The following is a 26,018-nucleotide window of genomic DNA, read 5'->3' on the forward strand; positions in this document are numbered from 1 at the left end:
CTAAATTCATATTACTCTTATTTAACCAGCGTTAGAAATCAAACAATGAAATCTGGTTGGATTGTGGAATATCTCCAAATAATCCAAGTTTATCCATCAGATCAATTACGGTCTTGCTGACCTTGGTCCTGTCACGGAAATCATCCTTGGAAAGAAATCTTCCCTGTACAGCAGCATCCACTACAGCATCTGCCGCCTTATCTCCAAGACCCTCTATAGAATCAATGGACGGCATCAGTTTTCCTTCTATGATCTGGAAACGATGTGCCTTCGCCCGGTAAATATCAATGGGCATAAAATCATAACCTCTTGCATACATTTCCTGGACAATACGCATATCTTTCAGGGTATCCTGCTCTTTTTTGGATGCAGCGTCCCCTTTCTTGCGTATCTCTGCCATATAAAACTCCAGCTTTTCTTTTCCCATACACATCAGTTCATAGGAAAAAGCTGTGGCACGGATACTGAAATATGCACCGTAATAAGCCAGCGGCTGGAATACCTTGAACCAGGCGATTCTGTATGCCATCATAACGTAAGCTGCCGCATGGGCTTTCGGGAACATATATTTGATTTTTTTGCAGGACCAGATATACCAGTCCGGAACGCCGTGTTCTTTCATGGTGGTGATCCACTCATCCCGAAGGCCTTTTCCTTTACGGACGCTCTCCATAATAGTAAAGGCAAGACCACTTTCCACACCCTGACCGATCAGGTAGATCATAATATCATCTCGGGTACAGATTGCCGTGGAAATAGTAGCTTTTCCCTCTTCGATCAGTGTCTGCGCATTTCCCAGCCATACATCCGTACCGTGGGAAAGTCCGGCAATACGGACCAGATCAGAAAAATATTTCGGCTTGGTATCCACAAGCATCTGCATGGCGAAATCAGTACCAAATTCTGGAATTCCCAGACAGCCAAGCTTGCAGCCGCCGATATCCTTCGGATCAATTCCAAGAGCTTCTGTACTGGCAAAAAGTGACATAACCGCCTTGTCATCAAGAGGAACCTCTCTTGCATTCAGGTCTGTCATATCCTCAAGGGTACGGATCATGGTGGGATCATCGTGTCCCAGAATATCCAGCTTCAGCAGGTTTCCATCAATGGAATGGTAGTCAAAATGGGTGGTGATAAATCCACTGCTGGAATCGTTCGCCGGGTACTGGACCGGGGTAAATTTCTCTATTTCCTCTCCCATTGGGAGTACAATAATTCCGCCAGGATGCTGTCCGGTGCTTCGCCGGATACCGGTACACCCCTGTACAATACGGTTGATCTCGCAAGAACGCTTGTGCTGTCCCCGCTCTTCAAAATAGTTCTTTACATATCCGAATGCGGTTTTATCCGCAAGGGTACCGATGGTTCCCGCCTTGAAGGTCTGACCTTTTCCGAATATAACCTCTGTATAATGATGGGCATTGGACTGATACTCTCCTGAGAAGTTCAGGTCAATATCAGGCTCCTTATCTCCTTTGAATCCAAGGAAGGTCTCAAAGGGAATGTCAAAGCCCTGTTTGGTCATCCTGGTGCCGCACTTTGGACAGATCCTGTCTGGCATATCGCATCCCGCCATACCGGAAAAGGCCTTGATCTCCGGAGAATCAAAATCACTGTACTTACACTCCGGATTGGGGCACAGATAATGGGGAGGCAGAGGATTTACCTCTGTAATACCAGACATGGTAGCCGCCAGGGAAGAACCTACAGACCCTCGGGAGCCCACCAGATAACCATCTGCATTGGACTTCCACACCAGCTTCTGGGCAATAATATACATCACCGCATATCCATTAGAAATAATGGAATTCAGCTCTTTGTCCAGACGGTCTTCTACGATCTTGGGAAGCACTTCACCGTACATTTCATGGGCTTTCTGGAAGCACATATCCTTTAAGTCCTGGTCAGAATTCTCAATAACCGGCGGATATTTATCCGGATGGATCGGTGACATTTTCTCTATCATATCCGCAATCTTCACTGTATTTGTAATTACCACTTCCTCTGCCTTCTCGCTTCCCAGATAGGAAAACTCCTCCAGCATTTCCTCAGTAGTGCGAAGATAAAGAGGTGCCTGATTGTCGGCATCCTTGAAGCCGCTTCCAGCCATGATAATACGACGGTAGATTTCATCCTGGGGATCCATAAAGTGAACGTCACAGGTAGCAACAACCGGCTTGTTAAACTGTTCACCAAGCTTTACAATTTTTTTGTTGATCTCAATCAGATCCTCTTTCGAATGAATCGTATCATTCTTTTCATCCTCCACCATGAACATATTGTTCCCAAGGGGCTGGATTTCCAGATAATCATAAAAGCTTACCAGCCTTGCGATTTCCTGCTCCGGTGCATTGCGCAAAAGAGCCTGGTAAAGCTCACCAGCCTCGCAGGCACTTCCAATAAGAAGTCCCTCCCGATGTGCCTCAAACACGCTCTTTGGCACACGGGGTCTGTGGTTAAAGTACTTGATATGGGACTGGCTTACCAGCTTGTACAGATTGATACGGCCGGTCTCATTCCGCATGAAAATAACGGCATGGTAAGTAGGCAGTTTCTTAATGGTGTCCGGGGAAACCTTTCCCTGCTCATTCAGCTTGTCTACATCCGTAATATCTCTTTCCCTGCACATTCCCACGAATTTCTCGAAAATACGGGCCGTACACTCTGCATCATCAACCGCACGATGGTGATGATCTAGGGAAACGCCAACTGCCTTGGCAACGGTATCCAACTTAAAACGGTTCAGCGCAGGCAGCAGGAATCGTGCCATACCTACCGTATCCACATAGGTGAAATCATTTGGGATTCCCATGCGGTTACAATTCTCTATAATAAAACTCATATCGAAATCTGCGTTGTGGGCTACCATTGTAGCTCCTTCACAAAATTTCAGAAATTCTGGTAAAATTTCTTCAATTGGACGGGCATCCATGACCATACTGTCATTAATACTGGTCAGCTGCTCAATTCGAAATGGAATTGGAACCTGAGGATTAACAAATGTGGAAAAACGATCTGTGATCTTTCCATTTTCCACCAATACAGCACCAATTTCAATGATCTTACAGGTAAGGGGGGAAAATCCTGTGGTCTCAATGTCGAAAACCACGAATCTTCCGTCCAGGGACTGTTTTTTCGGGTTGGTGACCATACCCTTTAAGTCGTCTACCAGATAGGCCTCCATACCGTAAAGCACCTTAAAATCAGAATCCTTTGGCACGCAGCCTCCCCACGCATCAAAGCAATGGTTTGCCTCCGGGAAAGCCTGCACCACACCATGATCTGTGATGGCAATGGCAGGATGCCCCCACTCGTAGGCACGTTTTACCAGCGCTTTTGCCTCGGTTACACCATCCATATCGCTCATTTTCGTATGACAGTGAAGTTCCACACGCTTCTGAGGGCTGGTGTCCACTCTGGAGCTGCGGAAATCGGAGATTTTCTTAATTCCTGAGATGGAGCCTATGGTAAGCTCACCATCGAAACGGTCAATAGAAGTAACGCCTTTGATTTTCAGGAAGGCACCTTTTTTCACATGCTCTTTGATCTCCGGCACCTGCTCATTGCGCAGGAACATTTTTACTGTGATGGAATCTGTGAAGTCCGTAACTGGGAAAATCAGTATGGTCTTCTCATTTCGAATCTCTCTCGCTTCCACATCCATAACCTGACAGCGGATGATAACCTCTCCCATTTCCTGCACAATATTTTCCAATGGAATAGGCTCGTCCTCGAAATCCCTTCCATAAATAACGTCCGGATTTGGATCCTTGCGGAAGCCACCACGGAAATCGCCCCATTTGCCTTTCTTTTCGAATGGCTTTTTCTCGAAAGGCTTCTTTTCACTGGCTGCCTCTGCTTTCTTCTCCGACCTGGCAGCGGATGTCTTGCCGGCTGCGGCCTCTTTTCCTGTTTTTTCCTCAGCTGCAGGAGCTGGTGCTGCGCTCTCTTCTTCTGTGGAAAGTCTGGCATGCTTCAGCACATTAGCTACTTCCTGACGGATCTGGATAGCTGCATTTTTGCGGTACCTGCTCTCCTCCGTCTGCACATAATCCAGAGAAACTTTCAGGTCCATTCCACAACGCTCGCAGAATACTTTGTGAAGATATTCAATAAGTATCTCACTTTTCTGTCTGGAAATCACAGAATCCGGAAGTACCATATTCAGGCAGTCATCTTCTGGAAATGTGATCTGTGCCTGCTTGAACAGATTGTATTCCAGCATGTTGTAATTGCGAAGCTCCAGTTCCATGCTGGAGCGGTAGGTATCCAGGAAATTCTTTGGCGTGTATTGTCTGGACAGATGGAACTTCTCAATTACTTTCACACTCACTTCAAGACCTGGAAAGCACTGTCTCTGAATCTGCTCTTCCAGGCTGAAAATATGCTTTTTGTGGATCCAGCGGTCGCTTTTCAGGTAAATCCGGACACAGGTTTTAGCAGAGTTGCAGGCAACCTTGGTGACGATCACCTCTTCCAGAAGTTCACTTAATTCCTGTTTTAATTTTAAGTTTGGAAATACGTCAAAAAATTCTTTTTCCATTTATAGAATATACACCTTCTGTCATTTCTGTGTCTTATTGCTATCCCAGTTCATCAATTCTTCTCTCAAGGTATCCAGCAGCTGGTCTTCCGGCACTTTCTTCACAATCTCACCGCCTTTGATCAGAAGACCTACACCTACGCCGCCTGCAATTCCGATATCGGCTTCTTTCGCCTCTCCCGGGCCGTTTACCACACAGCCCATAACAGCTACTTTAATGTCAAGAGGGATATCCTGCACCATAGTTTCTACTTTATTTGCAAGACCGATCAGATCGATCTGGGTGCGCCCGCAGGTTGGACAGGATACTACTTCCACGCCGCCTTTGCGAAGTCCAAGGGTTTTTAGGATACGTCTGGCAGATTTTATCTCTTCCAGAGGGGCACCAGTCAGGGAGACGCGGATCGTGTCACCGATTCCCTGGTATAAAATAATACCAAGCCCTATGGCAGATTTGATATTTCCAGAATAAAGGGTTCCTGCCTCTGTAATTCCCACATGGAGAGGATAACTGGTCTGTTCCGCAATCAGTTCGTGAGCCCTGGCGCACATCATAACATCAGAAGATTTGATGCTGATCACCAGATTGTCGTAGCCAAGCTCTTCAATAATGTGCACCTTGTCAAGGGCGCTTTCTACCAGACCTTCTGCGGTAACACCGTGATATTTCTCCACCAGTTCTTTCTCAAGAGAACCGCTGTTTACCCCAACACGGATGGGAATATTCCGCTCCTTCGCCACATCTACAACTGCCTTGATACGCTCTGTGCTTCCAATATTTCCGGGATTGATACGGATCTTGTCGGCACCGTTCTCCATGGCCGCAATCGCAAGACGATAATCAAAATGAATATCTGCTACCAGCGGAATGTGAATTTGTTTTTTGATCTCTTTCAGAGCCTTTGCCGCTTCCATGGTCGGCACTGCACAGCGGATAATGTCGCAGCCAGTAGCCTCCAGGGCAAGGATCTGCTCTACGGTTGCCTGCACATCCTCTGTTTTTGTATTGGTCATAGACTGGATCAGGATGGGATTTCCGCCTCCAATCTTCTTATTTCCTATCTGAATTACTTTGGTATGGTCTCTGTACATACGAAATTCCTCCATATATTATGAACATGGTATTCTTTGGTTACTGTTCACTGATAGCATTCTTTGCGGTTCACTTTTACACCGCAGGCGCTTATCAAACTTTTCTATGCAAAAAGGCACAAAAGGGATGTCTCTGACACCCCTGCTGTACAGTTATTTTCACAGCATTCTGCAAGTATTTTCAAACAGGCTCCAGAGCCTGTTTTCTTTGCAATTTAATGCTGGATTTCCAACAATTTATTCTTCAAGTCTTCTTCCATCTTGCGCATTTCCAGTTCTGCCTGGGCTCTCTTGGCGCGGCCCTCTTTCTGAATATTCATGACATCATCCAAAGTAGCGATCAGCTCCTGATTGGTCTGCTTCAGAGTCTCAATATCCACGATTCCGCGCTCAGATTCCCTGGCAGTCTCTGTGGATGCAAGGTGAAGTGCCTCCGCATTTTTCTTCAAAAGTTCATTTGTCAGGTCTGTTACCTGGCGCTGGGCCTGGGCTGCTTCTGTGGAATGGGCGATTCCAAGTGCCAGCACCATCTGGCTCTTCCAAAGTGGAATGGTATTTACAATGGTTGTCTGGATTTTTTCTACCATAAGGGTGTCATTGTTCTGCACCAGACGAATCTGCGGTGCTGTCTGCAGGGAAATGGTTCTGGTCAGTTCCAGATCATGCAGCTTCTTCTCGAAACGATTGCACTTACTGTCCAGATCCTTGGCTTCCTGCGCATCCTCCGGAAGTCCGCTGACTGCTGCTTTTGCCTCCAGATCTTTTAATTTTCCCTCCCGTACTTCCTGCAGCTTCTGTTTTCCTGCAAGGATGTACATGGTCAGTTCTTTATAATAGTTCAGGTTCTGAGCATACATTTTTTCCAGAACTGCGGAATCCTTCATGAGACGCATCTGGTGATCCTGAAGGGAGGTAGTGATCTTCTGCACATTTACCTCAGCCTTGGCGTAGCGGTTCTTCATATTTTCAATCTTGCTGCCCTGTTTCTTGAAAAAGCCAAGAAAGCCTTTCTCCTCCTCAGCAGCATCAAAATCGCGAAGCTCGCCTACCACCTGGGTGATCAGCTCTCCAACCTCACCCAGATCCTGTGTCCGTACATTTTCAAGAGCTGCATCGGAAAAATCAGCCATTTTCTTCTGGGTTCCGGCACCGTACTGGAGGATCTGGTTAGTATTCTCAATGTCAATTTTCTTAGCAAAGCTGTCTACCATCTGCTGTTCTTCCGGGGAGAGAACGGTCTGTTCCATTTCCTTTTTCACAGCTTCGGCTTCCGGCTCTGCTGCAATCTCTGCCTTTGGCTCTCCCAAATCCGGTTCTAATGTAAGTGTAGGTGCGTTATCTTCAAAACCTGTAAATTCGTTTCCCATAGCATCCTCCTTGTGTATAGGTCTGCCCATATTTATCAGCAGCCTTCAGTTTGGCATTTTCGTTATTTTTATAACCCGCTCTAACCCCGCTGCAAATCTTATCTTTTCATATACTTAACATTCCGCACACTGCTAGAGCCTGTTTTTTTCAGCCTCTTTTCTCATACGGGTAAGCTCGTCCTCAGTCAGCCCTTCCTGTGCCAAAACTGTATTCAGAACAGAAATATCACTGGATACATCCATAGCCGTGTCTTCAAATATGGAATCCAGAAGCTTCTCAAAAGCCACATTCAGCGTATCAATAGTCTCTTCGATTTCTTTCTTGGAAGAAGTAATATTCTCTCCCTGAACCGGCTGGCTGTCCATTTCTTCATATGCATTCAAAAGCTTCACAGTCATAGGAAGATAATAATCCATAAGGCGGTTCAGATCCGGAATAATCTCCGGATGAGCCTTGGCGCGTTCAAAAATCTTCGCTATGATCAGCTCCATACGGGAGATTTTTCTGGAAATCTCTTCTCCTGGAATGGCATCATTGCTGCGGTGGATTTTATCAAGAAAGTCATTTCCCTTATCCAGAACCTGCCGGACTTCCGGGGAAAGTCTGATTCTTTTCGCAGCATCCCGTTCTGCTTCCACACACGCCCGGGCATCTGCCTGTTCATGCTGGTTAAATTTCTGCCTTTCTTTTTCCTCTGCCTGCTGACGAAGCGCTGCCTCCTGGCGTGCACGCTCTTCATCCTGCTGATGATTTCTTTCTTCCAGCCGCTTCTGAGTGCTTACATATTGGTCGTAAGTCTCATTACTTGTGATCAGGCAGGTTTCCTGTTTATCAACATGTCCCTGAAGGAACCAGCCTTTGCTTATCATACGTTTGATATCTTTTTTTACAAATTTCACCGGCTTGCCGACTGCCTGTGCCAGCTGCTGGAAATTGCAGTAGGTGTGAGTGCCAAGAGCCTTGATATACTTGTTTCGGCGGCTTAAACTGGTAAGACTGCTGCAGCCCTGGCCGAGAAGGGTTCCACCACTGGCAGTAATTGCAGCCAAAACTCCCGCTCCAACCCAAAAGCCACCGCCCTTAAGTATTGCAACGCCTCCTACAATTAATGTTAAAATTCCAAATACTCCAGTAGTAATCCCACCAAACACTGTCTTCAGAATTCCCCCGACCTTGATTCCATTCGTCGGTAAATACAATGCCAGATCCGAATTCTGGTGATTGGTATCCTGCCTGCCTGTACCATTTCTCTGGAAATTTCCATTACGCGAATCATTCCCTTTCGCATCGGCATATCCTTGATAACCAGTTCCATGATCCTCCCCGGTACTCCGGTTTTTCTTTCCATCCTTCTGAAAATCCCAGGACCGATTCTCTCTGTAATCATAAGAACTGCCGCTGCGGTAATTGGTATATTTCCCACTGCCCACAGTATTATTAAGCGCATCCCGAAGGGCATCACTCCCATTATCAATAGCCTTATTCAGCGCCTGATTAATACTCTGGCTCAGTTTCTGGTAATTTTTTTCATTTACTGCACTGTCAATGATGCTCTGGATCTTATCTCCAAGTTCATCAAATTCGTTATATCCCATCTTTTCCTCCGGATATTTTATTTCACAACGCTTGTTTTATCATTATACAAAAATCCCCCTCAAAAAACAAGACACCATAAAATATAAACACATTATACTTTTTGTAACCTTTTTCACAGGAAAATCACTTAAAAAATCTGCTTTTCCCATTGAATTTCACACGTAAAAGTTTTACAATAGTAAAAACATTGGGGATTCACAATAAGAATCTCCCCCCAAAAACCACGCTAGGAGGAAATTGTTATGGAAAAAAAGAACATTGACTGGGGCAACCTGGGCTTTGGTTATGTAAAAACAGACTACCGTTATGTATCCAATTATAAAGACGGCAAGTGGGATGAGGGAGGCCTTACCACAGATGATATGGTTACCATCAGTGAGTGTGCAGGTGTCCTTCAGTATGCACAGACTGTTTTTGAGGGTATGAAAGCATATACTACAGAAGACGGACATATCGTTACTTTCCGTCCTGACCTGAACGGTGAGCGTATGGAGCATTCCGCCGCAAGACTGGAAATGCCTGTATTCCCGAAAGACCGTTTTGTTGACGCAGTTGTTCAGACAATTAAAGCAAATGCAGCATATGTTCCGCCATATGGTTCTGGTGCTACTTTATATGTACGTCCGTACATGTTCGGAAGCGACGCTGTTATCGGTGTAAAACCTGCCAGCGAGTATCAGTTCCGTGTATTCACCACACCTGTCGGACCATACTTCAAAGGCGGCGCTAAGCCGATCACAATCCGTGTCAGCGACTTTGACCGTGCTGCACCAAATGGTACCGGTCATATCAAAGCTGGTCTTAACTACGCAATGAGCCTTCATGCGATCGTTGACGCTCATAAGAACGGATTCGATGAGAACATGTATCTTGATTCCAAAACTCGTACCAAGGTTGAGGAGACAGGCGGAGCAAACTTCTTATTCGTAACAAAAGACGGCAAGGTTGTTACTCCGAAGTCTGACAGTATCCTTCCATCCATCACACGTCGTTCTCTGATCTACGTTGCGAAAGAGTACCTTGGACTTGAGGCTGAGGAAAGAGAAGTATACTTCGACGAAGTGAAGGATTTCGCAGAGTGCGGTCTTTGCGGTACTGCTGCTGTTATCTCTCCTGTTGGAAAGATCGTGGACCACGGCAAAGAGATTTGCTTCCCAAGCGGCATGAACGAGATGGGACCGATCACCAAGAAGCTGTATGAAACCCTTACCGGAATCCAGATGGGACGCATCCAGGCTCCAGAGGGATGGCTGAAGGTTATTGAGTAATTTCTTAAGCTTCCCATTTTTCGTATTTTTTCAAACACACTCTACACAGCATATAACAAAAATCAGTTCTGTCGTGATGGCAGAACTGATTTTTTTTAAAACACATTATATTTTCCCGCTTATTTATTTCTCTCATATCTCACAAACTTATATTCCAGATCAAAATATGTCTGCTCTTCGCTCTCTGCTGCCACATGCCACTGTGGATCTTCATCCAGATTCGGAAAATAACTGTCTGCAATATAAGCAAAATCAATCTTGGTCACCTGAGCAGCATCACAATAAGGAAGAAGCTGTTTATAGATAGTGTCGCCGCCAATGCAGTATACATCCTCTGCCGGATACTTTTTCAGTTCTTCCATAAGCTCTTCAATAGAATGAACGATTATGGCATCCTTCACTTTGTAATTCTCATTTCTGGTAAGAACGATGTTTGTGCGGTTTTTAAGAGGAAGCCCTCCTGGGAAGCTCTCCAGGGTCTTTCTTCCCATAACACAAACCTTGCCAGTGGTCTCCTGACGAAACATTTTCATATCCGCCGGAATGCTTACAAGAAGCTTATTGTCTTTTCCAATTCCCCAGTTTTTGTCAGCAGCTACTATTATTTTCATTTCTTATAATCTCCTTTATATGAACTCAGTACTAGTATGACTCACGCTAATTAGCAACCTTTCCCATTTACTCCATGTTTAAATCGCAATCGGAATATTTTTAATCTGAGGCCAGGTCTGATAATTCTCCACGATCAGATCATCCGTGGTAAAATCATAGAAATTCTTCACATTCGGATTCAGTTTCACAGTCGGTGCCGGATAAGGTGTCCTGGAAATCAGCTCCTTGATAACCGGAACATGTCTGTCATAAATATGACAATCCGCGATCACATGTACCAGCTCACCGGCTTCCATGTCACAGCATTGTGCGATCATCATAAGAAGAAGGGAGTACTGGCATACATTCCAGTTATTTGCAGCCAGGATATCCTGGGAGCGCTGGTTCAAAATGGCATTTAAGGTCAGCTTGTCCTTTCCAGGCTCCTTTGTTACATTGAAGGTCATAGAGTAAGCACATGGGTAAAGATTCATCTCATGAAGATCTTCATGCACATAAATATTGGTCATAATACGACGGCTGTATGGATTATTCTTCAGATCATAAAGAACACGGTCTACCTGATCCATCATGCCTTCTTTGTACTGATGCTTCACACCCAGCTGATAACCATATGCTTTTCCAATAGAGCCATTCTCGTCAGCCCAGCTGTCCCAGATGTGACTGTGAAGATCATGAATATTATTGGATTTCTTCTGCCATATCCAGAGGATCTCATCCATGGCGCTCTTCAGCGCAGTTTTACGAAGAGTAAGTGCAGGGAATTCCTTGCGCAGATCGTAACGGTTCACAACTCCGAAACGTTTTATGGTATAAGCAGAGGTACCATCTTCCCACACCGGGCGCACTTTTTCTCCCTCTGTACTGGTTCCGTTCTCAATTACATCTTTACACATATCTATAAATATATTATCTGCTAAACTCATACCTGTTCATTTTCTCCTTTTTCATCACGTTCTATACTCAATGCTTCACCAATTTTAGCATAATTCGTGGTAAATAACAAGGTTTTGCCGCACTGCTAAAATACCTTTCCCTTTACAATCCAATTTTCCCGTGTTATAGTAAACCCCATGAAGAAAATTTTAATCCATTTACTGAAACCTCTTTCTTTTCTTCCTGCAATTCTGATGATGTATCTGATTTATTCATTTTCAGCCCAGACAGGGGAGGTGTCCGGAGCCCTAAGCTATGAAGTCAGCTACCAGATTGTGGAAACCAAGAATGAAGTTCTCAACGAAAACAAAACTTATGACGAGCTCGCCTATTCTGCCAGCTCCATCGAATTTTATGTGCGAAAAGCAGCTCACATGACAGAGTACTGTCTGCTTGCCATTTCCATTTCTTTCCCACTTTATGTTTACGGAGTAAGAGGTATCTGGCTGATCCTGCTGGCAGGCGCCATATGCGTAGGCTTCGCAGGCTTTGATGAATACCACCAGTCCTTTGTGGCAGACCGCGGACCTTCTGTACGTGATGTGGGAATCGACAGCATCGGAGTCACAGCGGGAATCCTGTTGGTGCAGGCATTCTGCTGGTCCACTCTACATAACCCAAGCGGGAAACGCAGGCGCAGGAAACGGCGCTAGAGCGTGTATTTCAACAAAAAACAGACTTCTGATTGATTATCACTCATTCGGAAGTCTGTTTATTTTTTTTATATTTAGTATTGTATTCGTAATTTCGTGCTGTTATAATCATAAAACGCAAAAGTAACCGCCCGGTCTGCAAACTAGTACATCGTTCTCGAAATAACTACACCACTCATTTTTCATACATATATTAGCACTATCTAATATATCAATTTCTTTTCAAAAAACAATACTCTCTATTCTTCATCCTCTGTCGCATCCCCTAACTGGCTAACCAGATTAGCGCGGTCAGCAATAGACATTTTCTTATTCAAGGATGAAGTACTTTCCATTTTAGATTCAACTGTCCTTGAAGTTTCTGTCTCAGAAGCCTGTGCTTCACTTTCTGCATTCGACTCCTTCTGAATCTTGCCAGCCTTTATGCTGCCGCGGATTCCATTGATCACGAAAGCAACGCCAAGCACAATAAAAATCACTCCCGCAACCATAAAGCCAGGACTGCTGCCCTCAGCACCATTTATTACATTCTGGCAAAGTGAAACACCCAGATAAGCCACATAAACCCCTGCCAGAATCATAACCAGGCAGGTTCTCATAGGCATAGCAGACTTCCCATTTCTGGCTTTCTGCTTCTCATTTACATCAGTCTCTTCCAGATTCTTATTTTCCATATTCATCCCCCTTATGAAATAGCAAACTGACTCTCATACAGATTCGCATAGAAGCCCTTCTTCGCCAGCAATTCCTCATGTCTGCCCTGCTCGATAATATTTCCGTCCTTCATGACCAGGATCAGATCTGCCTCCTGAATAGTGGAAAGACGATGTGCTACAATAAAGCTGGTTCTTCCTTCCATCAACTCTGCGAAAGCCTTCTGCACCTTCACCTCAGTACGGGTATCAATGGAAGAAGTGGCCTCATCCAGGATCAACATAGCCGGGTGCATCAGCATAACCCTTGCAATGCAAAGAAGCTGCTTCTGTCCCTGGGAAATATTTCCGCCTCCCTCTGAAATCACGGTATCATAGCCGTTTGGCATACGCTTGATAAAACTGTGGGCATGTGCATGCTTAGCTGCCTCCATAACCTCTTCCAAAGTCGCATCCGGCTTTCCATAGGCAATGTTCTCGCGGATGGTTCCTGCCTTCAGCCAGGTCTCCTGAAGCACCATACCAAAGTTTCGTCTCAGGCTGTCTCTTGTCAGCTCTCTTACCGGATAACCGCTTACCTTAATCTGTCCCTTATCTACATCATAGAATCTCATAAGAAGGTTGATCATAGTGGTCTTACCGCATCCGGTAGGTCCGACGATGGCGATCCTCTGTCCAGGTTTTACGTCAATGGAAATATCTGTAAGAAGCGGAACTTCTTTTCTGTAAGAAAAGGAAACACTCTCCACGCTTACACGGCCGTCTGCTTTCTCCAGCTCCCAAGCATCTGGCGCATCTGGCTCCTGTGCCGGTGTATCAATAAAGTCAAAGAGACGTTTTGCACATGCCAGCGCATTCTCCAGCTCTGTGATAACGCCGGAAATCTCATTAAACGGCTTGGTATACTGATTTGCATAGTTCAGGAAGCTGGTCAGCTGTCCCACAGTCATACCGCCCTTAATTACTGTAAATGCACCAAAAATTCCAACTGCTGTGTAAACAAGACCATTTACAAAGCGTGTGGACGGGTTTGTAATAGAGGAAAAGAAAATCGCTTTGATTCCGCAGACGCGAAGCTCTTCATTTACTTTTCCAAACCTTTCATTAGCTCTCTCCTCATAGGAAAAAGCCTGCACGATCTTCTGATTTCCAACAAGCTCTTCCACAATAGAAGTCATCTCCGCTCTCTTCTCGGACTGCTCCTGAAACATGCGGAAGGTTCTGCCTGCGATAAAGCTTGCCACGAACAGGGAAATCGGAGTGAGCAAAATAACGATCACTGTGATCTTCACACTGATGGAAAGCATAAATCCAATGGTTCCAAAGATGGTCAGCACACCGGTAAACAGCTGGGTAAAGCCCATAAGGAGACCATCTGAAAACTGACTGACATCAGAAACAATACGGCTTAAAATATCTCCTGGCTGATTGGCATCTATATAAGATACCGGCACCTCCTGAAGATGGGCAAACGCCTGGCTTCGCACATCCTGCACCACGCTGTAGGTAACCTGATTGGTAAGAAGGTTCATCACCCACTGGGAAACTGCATTTCCCACAACGATCACAGCCAGAGCTCCAAGCACCTTCAAAAGTCCGGCTGTATTTACATTTCCCGGACCTACGATATTATCTACACCATTACCAATCAGAATGGGTGTATACAAGGTAAATCCAACGGTGACAAGCGCTGTCAGAAGCATAATGATAATTTTTGCTTTGTAAGGGCTGATAAATTTCAGTACCCTCTTCATAGTCTCTTTATTCCTTCCCATCAGCGGTTCACCTCCTGTTCGGAAAGCTGTGACAGGCAGATTTCTCTGTAGACCTCACAGGATTCCATAAGCTCTTTGTGTGTTCCCACACCAGCCAGCTCACCATCATCCAGAACCAGGATCTTATCTGCCTGCTTGATGGAGGTTGCTCTCTGGGAAACGATAAACACAGTCATTCCCTTTGTCTGCTCATGAATGGCATGACGAAGAGCCGCATCTGTGGCAAAGTCAAGGGCAGAAGCACTGTCATCCATGATCAGGATCTCCGGATCTCCCACCAGTGCTCTTGCTATGGTAAGACGCTGGCGCTGTCCGCCGGAAAGATTGGCGCCGCCCTGACTTACCATGGTATTTAAGCCCTCCGGCTTACTTTTTACAAAACCACTTGCCTGCGCAATGGAAAGAGCCCGTTGGATTTCTTCTTCGGAAGCGTCCTCTTTGCCCCATTTCATATTGTCACGGATGGTTCCCTTAAACAGAACTGCCTGTTGTGGTACCATCCCCACCTTTTTACGAAGCTGTGAAAATGGATATTCTTTTACATTATTTCCATCAATTACCACATTACCGGAAGTTACGTCATAGAAGCGTGGGATCAGATTGACCAGAGTGGATTTACCACATCCGGTACCACCAATGATACCGATGGTCTCACCTGGTTTTGCCGTAAAGGAAATATGGGAAAGCGCCGGCTCCTTGCTGCCTGCATAGGTAAAGCTCACATCTTCAAAGACAACTCTTGCAGCGCCTGCATTTTCTTTCTGAACACTATTGCCCTGATCCGTGAGAGACGGCTGTGTATCCAGCACCTCATTCAGACGCACACCGGAAGCCATAGCCTTTGTCACTGCCACGATCAGGTTTGCAAGAGCGATCAGTGCGATCAGGATCTGGTTCATATAGTTTACAAGGGCAACCACTTCCCCCTGTGTAAGAATACCCACAGACACTTCCTTGCTTCCATACCAGAGGATTCCGATAATGGCAAAGTTCATGATAACCGTAGTGGCAGGATTCAGAAGTGCGGAAATTTTTCCCGCTCTTACCTGCACCTTGGTGTAATCGTCGTTTACTTCTGAAAATTCTTTATATTCTTCCTGCTGTCTTCCAAAAGCCCTTACCACTCTGGCACCCACATGATTCTCTCTGGTGATCAGTGAAATTCGGTCCAGAAATGACTGAGCCTTTTTGTAAATTGGCACTGTTGTACGCATAATTCCGTAAATTACAATGGAGATCACCGGAACCGCAATCAGGAAGATCAGACCAATCTTCACATCAATGGTAAAGGACATGATCACTGCACCCACAACAATAAAAGGAGAACGAAGGAACAGACGAAGTACCATGTTCACACCAGTCTGTGCCTGATTCACGTCATTGGTGATCCTTGTCACAAGGGTAGGAGTTCCAAGCATATCCAGTTCTCTGTAAGAAAGCCTGCTGATATGGGAAAAAAGCTCCTTGCGAAGGGCAGTGCTGAATCCCATGGCTGCCTTTGCAGAGAAATACTGTGCTGTCAGGGAACATGCAAGACCGATCACTCCAAGCAGTACCATGATCACACACTGGTGCCAGATATAGACATTGTCCTGATTCTTAATGCCGATATCCATGATTCTTGCAACAACCAGAGGCACGATCAGCTCAAAGGTGGCCTCCAGCATTTTGAACAAAGGAGCCAGAAAACTTTCTTTCTCATAGCCCTTCAAAAATATAAGCAATCTCTTCATCTTACTTCTTATTCTCCTGGATTCGTCCATATAATCTGGTCATTGCGTTAATTCTATGAATGATCTCATCCGTAAGCTGACCTCTTGTAAGACGCCATTTCCAGTTGTCTCCCAAAGTAGAAGGCGTATTCATTCTCGCTTCATTTCCAAGACAGAGATAATCCTGCAAAGGTACTACGCACACTTCTGCTACTGAGGACTGTGCCGCCCGGATAAGCCCCCATACACATTCATCTATGTCTTTCTCCTCACAGGCTGTGTACTGGTTCACATAGTCTCTGTTTGACTGGGTAAGGTTTCCAAGCCAGCCCTTCGTAGTCTCATTGTCGTGGGTTCCAGTGTATACAATACAGTTTTTGTCATATCGGAAAGGAAGATATACGCTCTCGCCGCTTTCATCAAAGGCAAACTGAAGCACCTTCATACCCGGATATCCGGATTCTGCCAGAAGCTCCCTGACGCTGTCTGTAAGGAATCCCAGATCCTCTGCGATCACATCCAGATCCTTAATTTTCTCCTCCAGGACCTTGAACAGTTCTATTCCAGGACCTTTTTCCCATTTTCCATTCTCAGCGGTCTCATCTCCATAGGGAACTGACCAGTACTCGTCAAAACCGCGGAAATGATCGATCCGGACCTTGTCGTACAGCTTCATACAGTGAGCCATACGAAGGATCCACCAGTTATAACCTGTTTTCTTATGATATTCCCAATTATAAAGTGGATTTCCCCACAGCTGACCAGTTGCGGAAAAAGCGTCTGGAGGACATCCTGCCACTGCTGCCGGTGTAGCCTCCTCATCAAACTGGAACAGATCCGGGTTCGCCCATGCATCTGCGCCATCAAAAGCCACATAAATAGGAAGATCACCGATGATCTTAATACCTCTGTCATTTGCATATTTCTTCAGCCGGTTCCACTGGCGGTAGAACCAGAACTGCTGAAAGGCATAGAAGCTGATATCCTCCTTCAGCTCCTCTCTTGCCTTAGCAAGCGCCTCCGGCTTACGTGTCTTTAAGTCCTCCGGCCACTGATTCCAGGAAATTCCCTCCAGGCTGTCCTTTACTGCCATATAAAGACAATAATCTGCAAGCCAGAAGCCCTGCTCTTTCTCAAAGGCTTCCATCTCCTCACGGATCAGCTGAAGCTCCTTTTCTTTCCCATCCATTTGGTAAAAACGTCTGTAAGCCTTCCGAAGAAGGGAAAATCTGGAAAGATAAACCTTCTCATAGTCCACATAGCTTTTGCTGCCGCCCCAGTCACATTCTGCACATTCTGCTGCTGTGAGAAGGTCTTTCTGGATCAATTCCTCCAAATCAATGAAATAAGGATTTCCTGCAAATGTGGAAAAAGACTGGTAAGGGGAATCCCCGTATCCGGTAGGTCCAAGTGGCAGGATCTGCCAGTATTTCTGACCCGCTTCTGCAAGCTGATCTACAAAAGCGTAAGCTTCTTTAGAAAAACATCCGATTCCATAGTTGGAAGGGATACTGGATATAGGCAATAAAATACCGCTGGCTCTCATCATATGTTCCTCCTGTCTGGTTCAATAACCATTATCTGCTTATTATACCGCTATCATGCATAATCGGTCAACAGAATAAAACAGCTTCGCAAATTTTATCCTGCTTTCGTTGCTGCTCAAAAAAACAGGCACCCGGAAAAATTCCGAATGCCTGTCATTTTCTTCTGCATCACATTTAAGTAATACCAAAAGACTTATATTCTTTTGACTTGATTATTTCTTACTTGTATAACCGAAGAAGAAGTATCCAAGTGGTGTGTAGTACATGCCGTCAATGTCTGGATTGAGCATATATGGCTGTGTATAGAAGTAGATCGGAGCAAGTACGCTGTCCTGTCCAATGAGGATATCCTCAGCTTCGTGGAATGCTTTCATACGCTCTTCCGGATCAGAAGTAGCTTTTGCTGCATCGATAGCTGCATCATAGTCTGGGTTAGAGTACTGAGCGTCGTTGTTACCGCCGTCTGTGTACCACATATCCAGGAATGAGCAAGGATCGTTGTAGTCTGCGATCCAGCCGTTACGGGCGATCTGGAAGTTACCATCTTTTCTGTTCTGAAGGAATACGTTCCAATCCTGGTTGTTCAAGTTAACAGTTACACCAAGCTCTGTCTGCCACATGTTCTGAAGAGCCTCACCGATCTTCTTGTGGTTATCAGCTGTGTTGTACAGATACTCTACAGTCGGGAAGCCTTCGCCGTTCGGATAACCAGCGTCTGCAAGAAGTTGACGGGCCTCTTCGCAGTTAGCCTCATAATCCTCATCGGAAATGCTGTAGTAAGAACCGCCTACTGTACGGAAGTCATCACTACCAGCACCAGCTGCATCATTTACACCGTTCGGTACATATCCGTCAGCCGGAACCTCACCAGCCTGGGAAACGTTCTCTACGATGTAGTTACGGTCGATTACAAGTGAGAACGCTTTACGGATGTTAGGGTCAGAGAAAACTTCGTCCTCTGTGTTGAAGCATACATAGTAGGTTCCAAGATAGTCACCAATCTCAAGCTCGCCAGAAGCAAGGTAGGTCGGGATCTCGTCTACAGGAAGGTTCTCGATGAAATCAAGCTCTCCGTTGTTGTAACCTTTGAGCATTGCGTTGTTGTCATCAAGAAGTGTAAACTTGATAGTATCCGGTCCAAGATTCTCATAGTCATAGTAGTTCTCGTTTTTCTCCATGGAGATGTAAGCATTGTGAGACCACTCTGTCATTTTGTATGGTCCATTGCCAATGTATGTGCTTGGATCAAATGTCCAGTTGTCACTGCTCTCTACCATATCCTGACGAACCGGGAAGGTTGCCGGGAATGCCATGATTTCTTCGAAATACGGGCAGTCATAGGTAAGATCGATCTGAAGAGTCTGATCATCAACTGCTGTAATTCCAAGAGTGCTTGGATCCGCACTTCCGTCAGCAACTGCGTCATATCCTTTTACCATGTCGATCATGTAGCAGTAATCTGCTGCTGTCTCAGGATTTGCTAGACGCTGCCATGCATAAACGAAGTCACCAGCTGTTACAGCCTGTCCATCAGACCATTTGATTCCGTCACGAAGTTTAACAGTGTAAGTAACTGTACCATCTTCGTTCTCAGCCTTTTCCCAGGACTCAGCCTGTCCAGGAGCTGTGACAGCATTTCCTTCACCATCATTTACCCATTTAGCCAGACCTTCGAACATATGGTTGCACATGATAGCTCCATCAACTGCAGAGTTCAGTGCAGGGTCAATTGTCTGTGGTTCAGATGCGATACAAAGGTTCAGGTTGAATCCTTCGTCAGATGCTGTATCCTCGGCGAATACAGGAGTTGCTGCCATGCTTAATACCATAGCTGCAGTCAGTGCCATAGACATAAATTTTCTTCTCATTACATTTCCTCCTTTATGCTTTTTTGCGCCGCATGAGAGATGAGAATCGACGCTTGTATTCATCAGCTCTTCCGTGAAGAAGAACGAAATACCTAAACTTCCTTTATTTGTCCAGCAAATGGCAGGCTGCCCAGTGGCCCGGCTCATGCTCTCTGAACACAGGAGTTACCTGGCTGCACTTTTCAGTGGCATATGGACATCTGGTGTGGAAACGGCATCCGCTTGGCGGATTCATAGGACTTGGCACGTCTCCTTCCAGAATAATACGCTTTCTTGTCCGGCTCAGCTTTGGATCCGGAACCGGAACTGCGGAAAGCAGGGTCTGTGTATATGGATGGATCGGATGTCTGTTCAGCTCATAGCTCTCGCCCAACTCAACAAGAGAGCCAAGATACATAACACCGATTCTGTTGGAAATATGACGGACAACGGAAAGATCATGGGCAATGAACAGATAAGTCAGACCCATCTGCTCCTGCATGTCTTCCAGCATGTTTACCACCTGTGACTGGATAGAAACATCCAATGCGGAAATCGGCTCGTCACAGACGATGAACTCCGGTTTTACTGCAAGGGCGCGGGCAATACCAACACGCTGCTGCTGACCGCCGGAAAACTCATGTGGATAACGGTTTGCATGCTCTGTATTTAATCCAACCTGCGCCAGCAGCTCTTTGATCATGTCAGCGCGGTCTTTCTTACTCGCTGCAAGCTTGTGGATATCAATGGCCTCTCCAATGATCTCACCAACTGTCATTCGAGGATCCAGGGAAGCGGACGGATCCTGGAAAATGATCTGCATTTTTCTTCTGTAGGGAAGCATTTTGGCAGCTTTGGCTTTTCCAAGAGGTTTGCCGTCTTTATCCAGAGGATTGTCGTAAATGGTTTCGCCATCATAAATAATCTTTCCTCCGGTTGGCTCATAAAGGCGAAGAATCGTTCTTCCCAGTGTGGTCTTTCCACATCCGGACTCTCCTACAAGACCGAGTGTTTCACCTTTTTTGATATAAAGGGAAACATCCTGTACAGCCTGTACCCCCGGACCTTTTATGCCATTTACCGGAAAATATTTTCGTAAATTCTCAATTTCAAGAAGCTTCTTTTCTTCTGCCATTTATTTCTCCTCCTTGTTCATAAGCTCCTGAACCCGAAGCCAGCAGGCGGAACGATGTTTCTCGCCCACTTCCACGTAAGGAGGCATTTTCTTCAGACAGATCTTCATGCAATGCTCACAACGTGGAGCAAACGGACATCCTTCCGGCGGATTCAGCATATCAACCGGGGTTCCCTCGATTGGGATCAGTCTTTCATAGCTCTCGGCATCAACACGGGGCATGGAACGAAGAAGACCCTTTGTATATGGATGTGCAGGCTCGTAGAAAATGTCATCTACAGGTCCCTGCTCCACAATTTTACCTGCATACATAACGGATACCTTGTCACAGATATCTGCCACAACACCAAGGTTGTGTGTGATGAAAATGATTCCCATTCCGGTCTTTTTCTGAAGATCCTTCATCAAGTCAAGGATCTGTGCCTGAATGGTAACATCAAGGGCTGTGGTCGGCTCATCTGCGATCAGAAGCTGCGGATGGCAGATCAGTCCCATAGCGATCATGACACGCTGTCGCATACCGCCGGAAAACTCGTGTGGATACTGCTTCATACGCTTCTCCACATTATTGATTCCAACCAGTTCCATCATTTCCATGGCACGTTTCTGGGCTTCTTCTTTGCTGATTTTCTTATCATGGGCACGAAGAGCTTCCACAAGCTGATTTCCGATGGTGTAAACCGGATTCAGACAGGTCATGGGATTCTGGAAAATCATAGCTACTTTGTTTCCGCGGAACGCAGTCATCTCTTCCTTGGAAAAAGAAAGGACATCTTTTCCCTCGAAGGTAATGGAGCCTCCGATAACTTTACCTGGGGACTGAAGAAGCCCCATAATAGAATATGCCTCCTGGCTCTTTCCAGAACCAGATTCTCCAACAACTCCCATAACTTCGCCATAATCAAGGTCATAGGAGATACCGCCAACGGCTTTTACCTCGCCGGCCGGGGTAAAGAAGGAGACTTTCAGGTCTTTTACTTCCAGCAATTTATTTTTCTGTTCAGACATTGTTCTCCTCCTCTCTTATTTCTTCAGCTTCGGATCAAGAGCATCGCGAAGTCCATCGCCAAACAGGTTGAATGCAAGGATCATAATGCTCAGGATCACGGAAGGTACGATCAGTCTGTAAGTATAAGTGTACATACCGCTAAGTGCGTCTGTTGCCATGGATCCAAGGCTTGGAAGAGGTGCAGAAACACCAACTCCAAGGTAGGATAAGAAGGATTCCAGGAAAATTGCAGACGGTATCTGCAGGCAGGTAGTAACAACGATCTGTCCGATACAGTTTGGAAGCAGATGACGGCGGATGATTCTGCCGCCAGATGCACCAAGTGCTCTTGCTGCGGTTACATATTCCTGCTGTTTCAGCTGAAGTACCTGGCCACGGATAATACGACTCATGGTAACCCAGTATAACAGGCCAAATGCAATAAACATGGAGATCAGGTTCGGTCCAAGTACATTGACAAAGGATTTCATAGGACTGGTTCCTGATGAATTCACATAGTCGGTAAGGATTGGCTTCAGTGCAGTTGCAATCAGAAGGACAACCAGCATCTCCGGAACTGCATAAATAAGTTCAACAATACGCTGCATCACTGCGTCCACCTTGCCGCCGCAGTAACCGGAAATAGCACCATAAAGAGCGCCGATCACCAGTACCAGGATGGCTGCGAATACGCCGACAGACATGGAAACACGGGCACCATACATAACACGGACCAGAATATCACGGCCATACATGTCAGTACCAAATACATGTGGAAATACTTTTTCCCCATTTGCCTTGCGTTCAAGCTCTGCCTGGGAATAACCGAAAATATGCTTCTTGATTCCAAGCTCCTTGCGGACGGAATCCTCATCTACACTCTGCTCCTCAGAAGAGTCTTCTGAAGGTTTTGCAGCAACTTTTGCTTTTGCACGGATAACTGCTTCATCTTTCTTTGTAAATTTCTCGCCCTTTTTCTCAGCTTCTGCTTTCGCCTGGGCGATCATTTCATCTACATCCACTACATCGGACTGGGTTCTGGAAGCGATCTCGTCGTTCACACGCTGGGTGTCCTCCAGTGTGTAGTGATAGGGATAAAGGTTCTCAGCACCTTTGTTAAACTCGTCATAGCCATATGGGATCAGAAGCGGGCCCACAAAGGCAAATAAAAACAGGAATACGATCACACCAAGTGCAACCATAGCCACCACATTTTTCTTTAATCTTCTCCAGGCATCTTTCCAGTAGGAAACACTCTGGCGGTCCTGAATAAAATCATCCTTCTCCTGTCTGGACGCAGATGCAAAATCATCCGGACTTAAATCCTGAAGGAGGTTCTCAATATCCGGCTGAAGACTCACCGGACATTTCTTAATCTTCTTATCTTCTGCCACGATCATTCTCCTCCTTTCGCAAGGCTGATTCTCGGGTCAGCAACCTTATAAAGGAGGTCTACAACCAGGTTCATCAGAATAATAAATGCTGCCAGGAAAATGGTAGTTCCCATAATAACCGGATAATCACGGTTCTGGATGGACTGTACGAAGTAACGTCCAAGTCCTGGAATTGAGAATACACTCTCTACAACAAAACCACCACAAAGAGTAAAGGCCACCTGCGGTCCTAAGTATGTAATAACCGGAATCAGTGCATTTCTAAGAGCATGCTTGAAAATAATCTTTTTGTTCTTCAGACCTTTGGCGCGGGCTGTCTTAATGTACTCCTGGCTTAAGGAATCCAGCATGGCAGAACGTGTCTGACGTGCTGTATAGCACATTGGGTAAAAGCCCAGGGCAAAGCATGGCAGTACATAGGCGCGCCATCCCTGCGACGGATCAAAAATAGACGGAAACAGATTCAGTGCATTGTTTCCAGTCAGGGTTACCAGAAGAACAGATGCCACAACGAAGCTTGGCATGGAGATTCCAAGTGTACAGATCACACGAAGAATGCTGTCTGTCAGCTTGCCTCTCTTAAATGCGGCAAGACAGCCAAGAGGTACACCCACCAGAATCGCCCATGCAAGTGCAAGTGCACCTACCTTGGCAGATACCGGGAACATATCCACGATAATGTCAAGAACTGCACGGTTCTTCTGCATCTTAAGAGATACACCGAAGTCACCGTGAAGAATATTTTTCAGATACATAAACAACTGTACATAGACCGGCTTATCCAGTCCATATTTGGCATTCAGCGCAGCCAGTGTGGTCTCAGAAGGTGTTTTTTCACTGAGCCATGGGCTTCCAGGTACAGCATTCATCAGCAGGAAGGTAAGACAGGCTACCAGAAAGATAGTCAGAATCGCCATTCCAAGTCTTTTTGCAAAATACTTTCCCATTTTTCCTCCTTATTTTTTCCGGTCGAAAACATTTATTTCCGTTTCCTTTATGAGAGATGCCATCAAAAACATTACACCCATATCAGACTGATTTCTGACCAGAGTTCATTTTTTAATATGTAAAAAAAATTATAGCATTTCAATTCGCTTTATTCAAGTAACATTTTAAACTTTAGAACGGTGACGGTGCAATTTTTTAAGCTTGTACTATTTTTCAGTGCTATTATGGTATATTTTTTGTGTATTTTATACAAAGACATTTGTTTGTTTCACAAGTGCAGATTGTTTATCATAACTCTACAGCATGTTTAAAAAAAACTTTTGAGCCTGTTTTAAAAATCATTCCTGTAATCTGTACAGGACCAATCTATTTTCCAATTCAAAAAAGAAGGATACCAGCTTGGCATCCTTCTCTCTCAATTCTTACCAGTTCCCCTTTTGCTTCATCCGGCTCCGTATCTTTGCCGCAGCTCATAAGAAAAGCCACACCCAGAAGAACCAGCAGCAGAATCCAGCCTTTTTTTCTCATATAGTTCTCCATTTCACACTGTATTTCTGTGAGTATGTGCAAAATAGAGCATATTATGCATAATGGACGTGTTTTCTCAAAAACCCTTTTTCTTTATATAGAAGGCAATGTCATGATAAACCCGCTTCCGGTCTGTCTCATTCAGAATTTCGTGGCGCATTCCCGGATACAGCTTGCCTTTCACGTCTACATAACCGGCGCGCCGCATATCCTGCACTGCTTTTGCAAAATGACGCACGTTGATCATACAGGGATCATCAGAACCACTGACAAAAAGCACGGGCATTTTCGGTCTGGTGCAGTGCCAGTGCTTTACGTCGTAAGCACGCTTCATCAGCTCAAAAAGTGCCAGATAGCCATCATCTGTAAACGTAAAGCCACAAAGTTCAGAATCGGAGTATTCCTGAGCTGCTGCCTTATTGGCACAGATCCAGGAAGTACAGTTTTTGTCCTTGCGGAAGCGCATCACATTTCCGGCAAAGGAAAGGGTTTCGATAACTTTACTCTTGTGAGCTGGTCCAAACACAGCACTTTCCATATGGGCAATTGCTTCTCCAAGAGATCTTGCCCCATTCTTGCTTGGAGAACCACAAACGATCAGCATGTCCATGCAGTCATCATGATCTCTTGCAAAAGCGCGCACGGCCAGCGAACCCATACTATGCCCGAATAAGATCAATGGCAGATCCGGAAGCTGCTGGTGCATTTCCCGGTTCACCACCTCAATATCCTTGAGGATCGCATCCGCGCCGCCGCCATACATATATCCCAGGTCATCCAGCGCCCGCACACTTTTCCCATGGCCACGGTGATCGTGGATCACGCATACATAGCCTTTTTTAGCCATGTATTCCATAAAGGGAAGATAGCGCTCCTTGTATTCGCTCATCCCATGAACAAGCTGCAGGATTCCTTTGTACGGTGTCTCATCCGGAACCACTGCCAGAACGGAAATATCAAGTCCATCCGCCTCTGATTCTATATAAGCTTCATACTTTGCACCCATAGTGTTTCCGCCTTTCTTCTTTTTTTATTATCTTAACATAAATACCCGGTATCCGTAAAGTTACTGGTTACTGTTCGCGACCTGACTAGTAACGTTCCGCGAGGTGTTTTTTGTGAACAAAGTTCACAGAAAACCCGAGAATTAAGTTTGCGCAGCAAACGCTACCTCTTGTGCTTGTCACAAGAAGGTTCGTTTTTCTGTGCATTGCGAAGCGCGTTACTGTGAACGGAGTGAGCAGTAACACTCTGTAAATACTTTGACACTCTCCCAAGAGTATACTATAATAAAAAAGATGTCACACAGATTTATATGTGAAATTTTTACAGACGGTCAATTTATGAAATTATAATATCATAGACATCACCAGAGCATGTTTGAAAAAGGCTTTCTGCAAGATATACGTCACGATTTGTGGAA

At 45.4% G+C, this 26,018-nt stretch carries 19 protein-coding genes; 2 read left to right on the plus strand and 17 right to left on the minus strand.

Annotation, left to right across the window (positions count from 1 at the left end; translation table 11 throughout):
* Positions 1-31 precede the first annotated feature (31 nt).
* The 4 genes from PGQ38_RS06065 to PGQ38_RS06080 all read right to left on the minus strand — a co-directional run bounded on the left by PGQ38_RS06065 (position 32) and on the right by PGQ38_RS06080 (position 8,598).
* Complete coding sequence (locus PGQ38_RS06065; RefSeq protein ID WP_204454483.1) at positions 32-4,543, minus strand: PolC-type DNA polymerase III; 4,512 nt, start codon at positions 4,541-4,543, stop codon at positions 32-34.
* Positions 4,544-4,564: 21 nt separating this feature from the next.
* The gene (gene ispG / locus PGQ38_RS06070; protein ID WP_204454485.1) at positions 4,565-5,635 is read right to left on the minus strand and encodes a flavodoxin-dependent (E)-4-hydroxy-3-methylbut-2-enyl-diphosphate synthase; all 1,071 of its coding nucleotides are present in this window, start codon (positions 5,633-5,635) and stop codon (positions 4,565-4,567) included.
* A 215-nt stretch (positions 5,636-5,850) separates the two neighbouring features.
* Positions 5,851-7,002 carry a toxic anion resistance protein gene (locus tag PGQ38_RS06075; RefSeq protein WP_173773358.1) on the minus strand — a complete coding sequence of 384 codons (1,152 nt, stop codon included), beginning with the start codon at positions 7,000-7,002 and terminating at the stop codon, positions 5,851-5,853.
* 132 nt (positions 7,003-7,134) lie between these two features.
* The gene (locus tag PGQ38_RS06080; protein ID WP_204454487.1) at positions 7,135-8,598 is read right to left on the minus strand and encodes a 5-bromo-4-chloroindolyl phosphate hydrolysis family protein; all 1,464 of its coding nucleotides are present in this window, start codon (positions 8,596-8,598) and stop codon (positions 7,135-7,137) included.
* 243 nt (positions 8,599-8,841) lie between these two features.
* Between PGQ38_RS06080 and PGQ38_RS06085 the strand changes: the two genes are divergently transcribed.
* The gene (locus tag PGQ38_RS06085) at positions 8,842-9,867 is read left to right on the plus strand and encodes a branched-chain amino acid aminotransferase (protein WP_148462786.1); all 1,026 of its coding nucleotides are present in this window, start codon (positions 8,842-8,844) and stop codon (positions 9,865-9,867) included.
* Positions 9,868-9,986: 119 nt separating this feature from the next.
* Here PGQ38_RS06085 and PGQ38_RS06090 read toward each other — a convergent pair whose 3' ends face one another.
* A complete protein-coding gene (locus tag PGQ38_RS06090) occupies positions 9,987-10,478 on the minus strand; it encodes a dihydrofolate reductase (protein WP_118579192.1) in 492 nt (163 codons plus the stop codon).
* 78 nt (positions 10,479-10,556) lie between these two features.
* A complete protein-coding gene (thyA, locus tag PGQ38_RS06095; protein WP_187566232.1) occupies positions 10,557-11,405 on the minus strand; it encodes a thymidylate synthase in 849 nt (282 codons plus the stop codon).
* Between the two features lie 147 nt (positions 11,406-11,552).
* Between thyA and PGQ38_RS06100 the strand changes: the two genes are divergently transcribed.
* Positions 11,553-12,068 carry a VanZ family protein gene (locus PGQ38_RS06100; protein ID WP_270431040.1) on the plus strand — a complete coding sequence of 172 codons (516 nt, stop codon included), beginning with the start codon at positions 11,553-11,555 and terminating at the stop codon, positions 12,066-12,068.
* Between the two features lie 239 nt (positions 12,069-12,307).
* Here the strand turns inward: PGQ38_RS06100 and PGQ38_RS06105 are convergent, their stop codons facing one another.
* From PGQ38_RS06105 to PGQ38_RS06155, 11 genes are all read right to left on the minus strand, one after another.
* Positions 12,308-12,742, minus strand: a complete 435-nt coding sequence (locus tag PGQ38_RS06105) for a hypothetical protein (protein WP_173718255.1) — start codon at positions 12,740-12,742, stop codon at positions 12,308-12,310.
* Between the two features lie 11 nt (positions 12,743-12,753).
* Positions 12,754-14,496, minus strand: a complete 1,743-nt coding sequence (locus PGQ38_RS06110; protein ID WP_187566229.1) for an ABC transporter ATP-binding protein — start codon at positions 14,494-14,496, stop codon at positions 12,754-12,756.
* On the minus strand, positions 14,496-16,229 hold the full coding sequence (locus PGQ38_RS06115; protein WP_148462791.1) for an ABC transporter ATP-binding protein: 1,734 nt from the start codon (positions 16,227-16,229) through the stop codon (positions 14,496-14,498). The genes PGQ38_RS06110 and PGQ38_RS06115 overlap by 1 nt, the downstream gene beginning before the upstream one ends.
* 1 nt (position 16,230) lies before the next feature.
* Positions 16,231-17,754 (minus strand): 4-alpha-glucanotransferase, encoded by a 1,524-nt coding sequence (gene malQ / locus PGQ38_RS06120; RefSeq protein WP_270431052.1) that lies wholly within the window; start codon positions 17,752-17,754, stop codon positions 16,231-16,233.
* Between the two features lie 213 nt (positions 17,755-17,967).
* Entirely contained in the window at positions 17,968-19,623 is a 1,656-nt protein-coding gene (locus PGQ38_RS06125) for a peptide ABC transporter substrate-binding protein (protein WP_118579210.1), read from the minus strand.
* Between the two features lie 103 nt (positions 19,624-19,726).
* The gene (locus PGQ38_RS06130; protein WP_118579213.1) at positions 19,727-20,737 is read right to left on the minus strand and encodes an ABC transporter ATP-binding protein; all 1,011 of its coding nucleotides are present in this window, start codon (positions 20,735-20,737) and stop codon (positions 19,727-19,729) included.
* On the minus strand, positions 20,738-21,745 hold the full coding sequence (locus PGQ38_RS06135) for an ABC transporter ATP-binding protein (protein WP_118579216.1): 1,008 nt from the start codon (positions 21,743-21,745) through the stop codon (positions 20,738-20,740).
* A 15-nt stretch (positions 21,746-21,760) separates the two neighbouring features.
* The gene (locus PGQ38_RS06140; RefSeq protein ID WP_148462792.1) at positions 21,761-23,119 is read right to left on the minus strand and encodes an ABC transporter permease; all 1,359 of its coding nucleotides are present in this window, start codon (positions 23,117-23,119) and stop codon (positions 21,761-21,763) included.
* 2 nt (positions 23,120-23,121) lie between these two features.
* On the minus strand, positions 23,122-24,066 hold the full coding sequence (locus PGQ38_RS06145) for an ABC transporter permease (protein WP_118579219.1): 945 nt from the start codon (positions 24,064-24,066) through the stop codon (positions 23,122-23,124).
* Between the two features lie 379 nt (positions 24,067-24,445).
* Positions 24,446-24,595: a hypothetical protein gene (locus tag PGQ38_RS06150; protein ID WP_173716424.1), complete on the minus strand. Its 150-nt coding sequence runs from the start codon at positions 24,593-24,595 to the stop codon at positions 24,446-24,448.
* A 76-nt stretch (positions 24,596-24,671) separates the two neighbouring features.
* Complete coding sequence (locus PGQ38_RS06155) at positions 24,672-25,601, minus strand: alpha/beta fold hydrolase (protein ID WP_118579222.1); 930 nt, start codon at positions 25,599-25,601, stop codon at positions 24,672-24,674.
* Positions 25,602-26,018: the final 417 nt, after the last annotated feature.

This window comes from Blautia faecis (assembly GCF_027662325.1).
GTDB lineage: Bacteria > Bacillota > Clostridia > Lachnospirales > Lachnospiraceae > Blautia_A > Blautia_A faecis.

Excerpts from the sequence above, each read along its gene's own strand:
- PGQ38_RS06065 (WP_204454483.1), bottom strand. The coding sequence starts at position 4,543 with ATGGAAAAAGAATTTTTTGACGTATTTCCAAACTTAAAATTAAAACAG.
- ispG (WP_204454485.1), bottom strand. The coding sequence starts at position 5,635 with ATGTACAGAGACCATACCAAAGTAATTCAGATAGGAAATAAGAAGATT.
- PGQ38_RS06075 (WP_173773358.1), bottom strand. The coding sequence starts at position 7,002 with ATGGGAAACGAATTTACAGGTTTTGAAGATAACGCACCTACACTTACA.
- PGQ38_RS06080 (WP_204454487.1), bottom strand. The coding sequence starts at position 8,598 with ATGGGATATAACGAATTTGATGAACTTGGAGATAAGATCCAGAGCATC.
- PGQ38_RS06085 (WP_148462786.1), top strand. The coding sequence starts at position 8,842 with ATGGAAAAAAAGAACATTGACTGGGGCAACCTGGGCTTTGGTTATGTA.
- PGQ38_RS06090 (WP_118579192.1), bottom strand. The coding sequence starts at position 10,478 with ATGAAAATAATAGTAGCTGCTGACAAAAACTGGGGAATTGGAAAAGAC.
- thyA (WP_187566232.1), bottom strand. The coding sequence starts at position 11,405 with ATGAGTTTAGCAGATAATATATTTATAGATATGTGTAAAGATGTAATT.
- PGQ38_RS06100 (WP_270431040.1), top strand. The coding sequence starts at position 11,553 with ATGAAGAAAATTTTAATCCATTTACTGAAACCTCTTTCTTTTCTTCCT.
- PGQ38_RS06105 (WP_173718255.1), bottom strand. The coding sequence starts at position 12,742 with ATGGAAAATAAGAATCTGGAAGAGACTGATGTAAATGAGAAGCAGAAA.
- PGQ38_RS06110 (WP_187566229.1), bottom strand. The coding sequence starts at position 14,496 with ATGGGAAGGAATAAAGAGACTATGAAGAGGGTACTGAAATTTATCAGC.
- PGQ38_RS06115 (WP_148462791.1), bottom strand. The coding sequence starts at position 16,229 with ATGAAGAGATTGCTTATATTTTTGAAGGGCTATGAGAAAGAAAGTTTT.
- malQ (WP_270431052.1), bottom strand. The coding sequence starts at position 17,754 with ATGAGAGCCAGCGGTATTTTATTGCCTATATCCAGTATCCCTTCCAAC.
- PGQ38_RS06125 (WP_118579210.1), bottom strand. The coding sequence starts at position 19,623 with ATGAGAAGAAAATTTATGTCTATGGCACTGACTGCAGCTATGGTATTA.
- PGQ38_RS06130 (WP_118579213.1), bottom strand. The coding sequence starts at position 20,737 with ATGGCAGAAGAAAAGAAGCTTCTTGAAATTGAGAATTTACGAAAATAT.
- PGQ38_RS06135 (WP_118579216.1), bottom strand. The coding sequence starts at position 21,745 with ATGTCTGAACAGAAAAATAAATTGCTGGAAGTAAAAGACCTGAAAGTC.
- PGQ38_RS06145 (WP_118579219.1), bottom strand. The coding sequence starts at position 24,066 with ATGGGAAAGTATTTTGCAAAAAGACTTGGAATGGCGATTCTGACTATC.
- PGQ38_RS06150 (WP_173716424.1), bottom strand. The coding sequence starts at position 24,595 with ATGAGAAAAAAAGGCTGGATTCTGCTGCTGGTTCTTCTGGGTGTGGCT.
- PGQ38_RS06155 (WP_118579222.1), bottom strand. The coding sequence starts at position 25,601 with ATGGGTGCAAAGTATGAAGCTTATATAGAATCAGAGGCGGATGGACTT.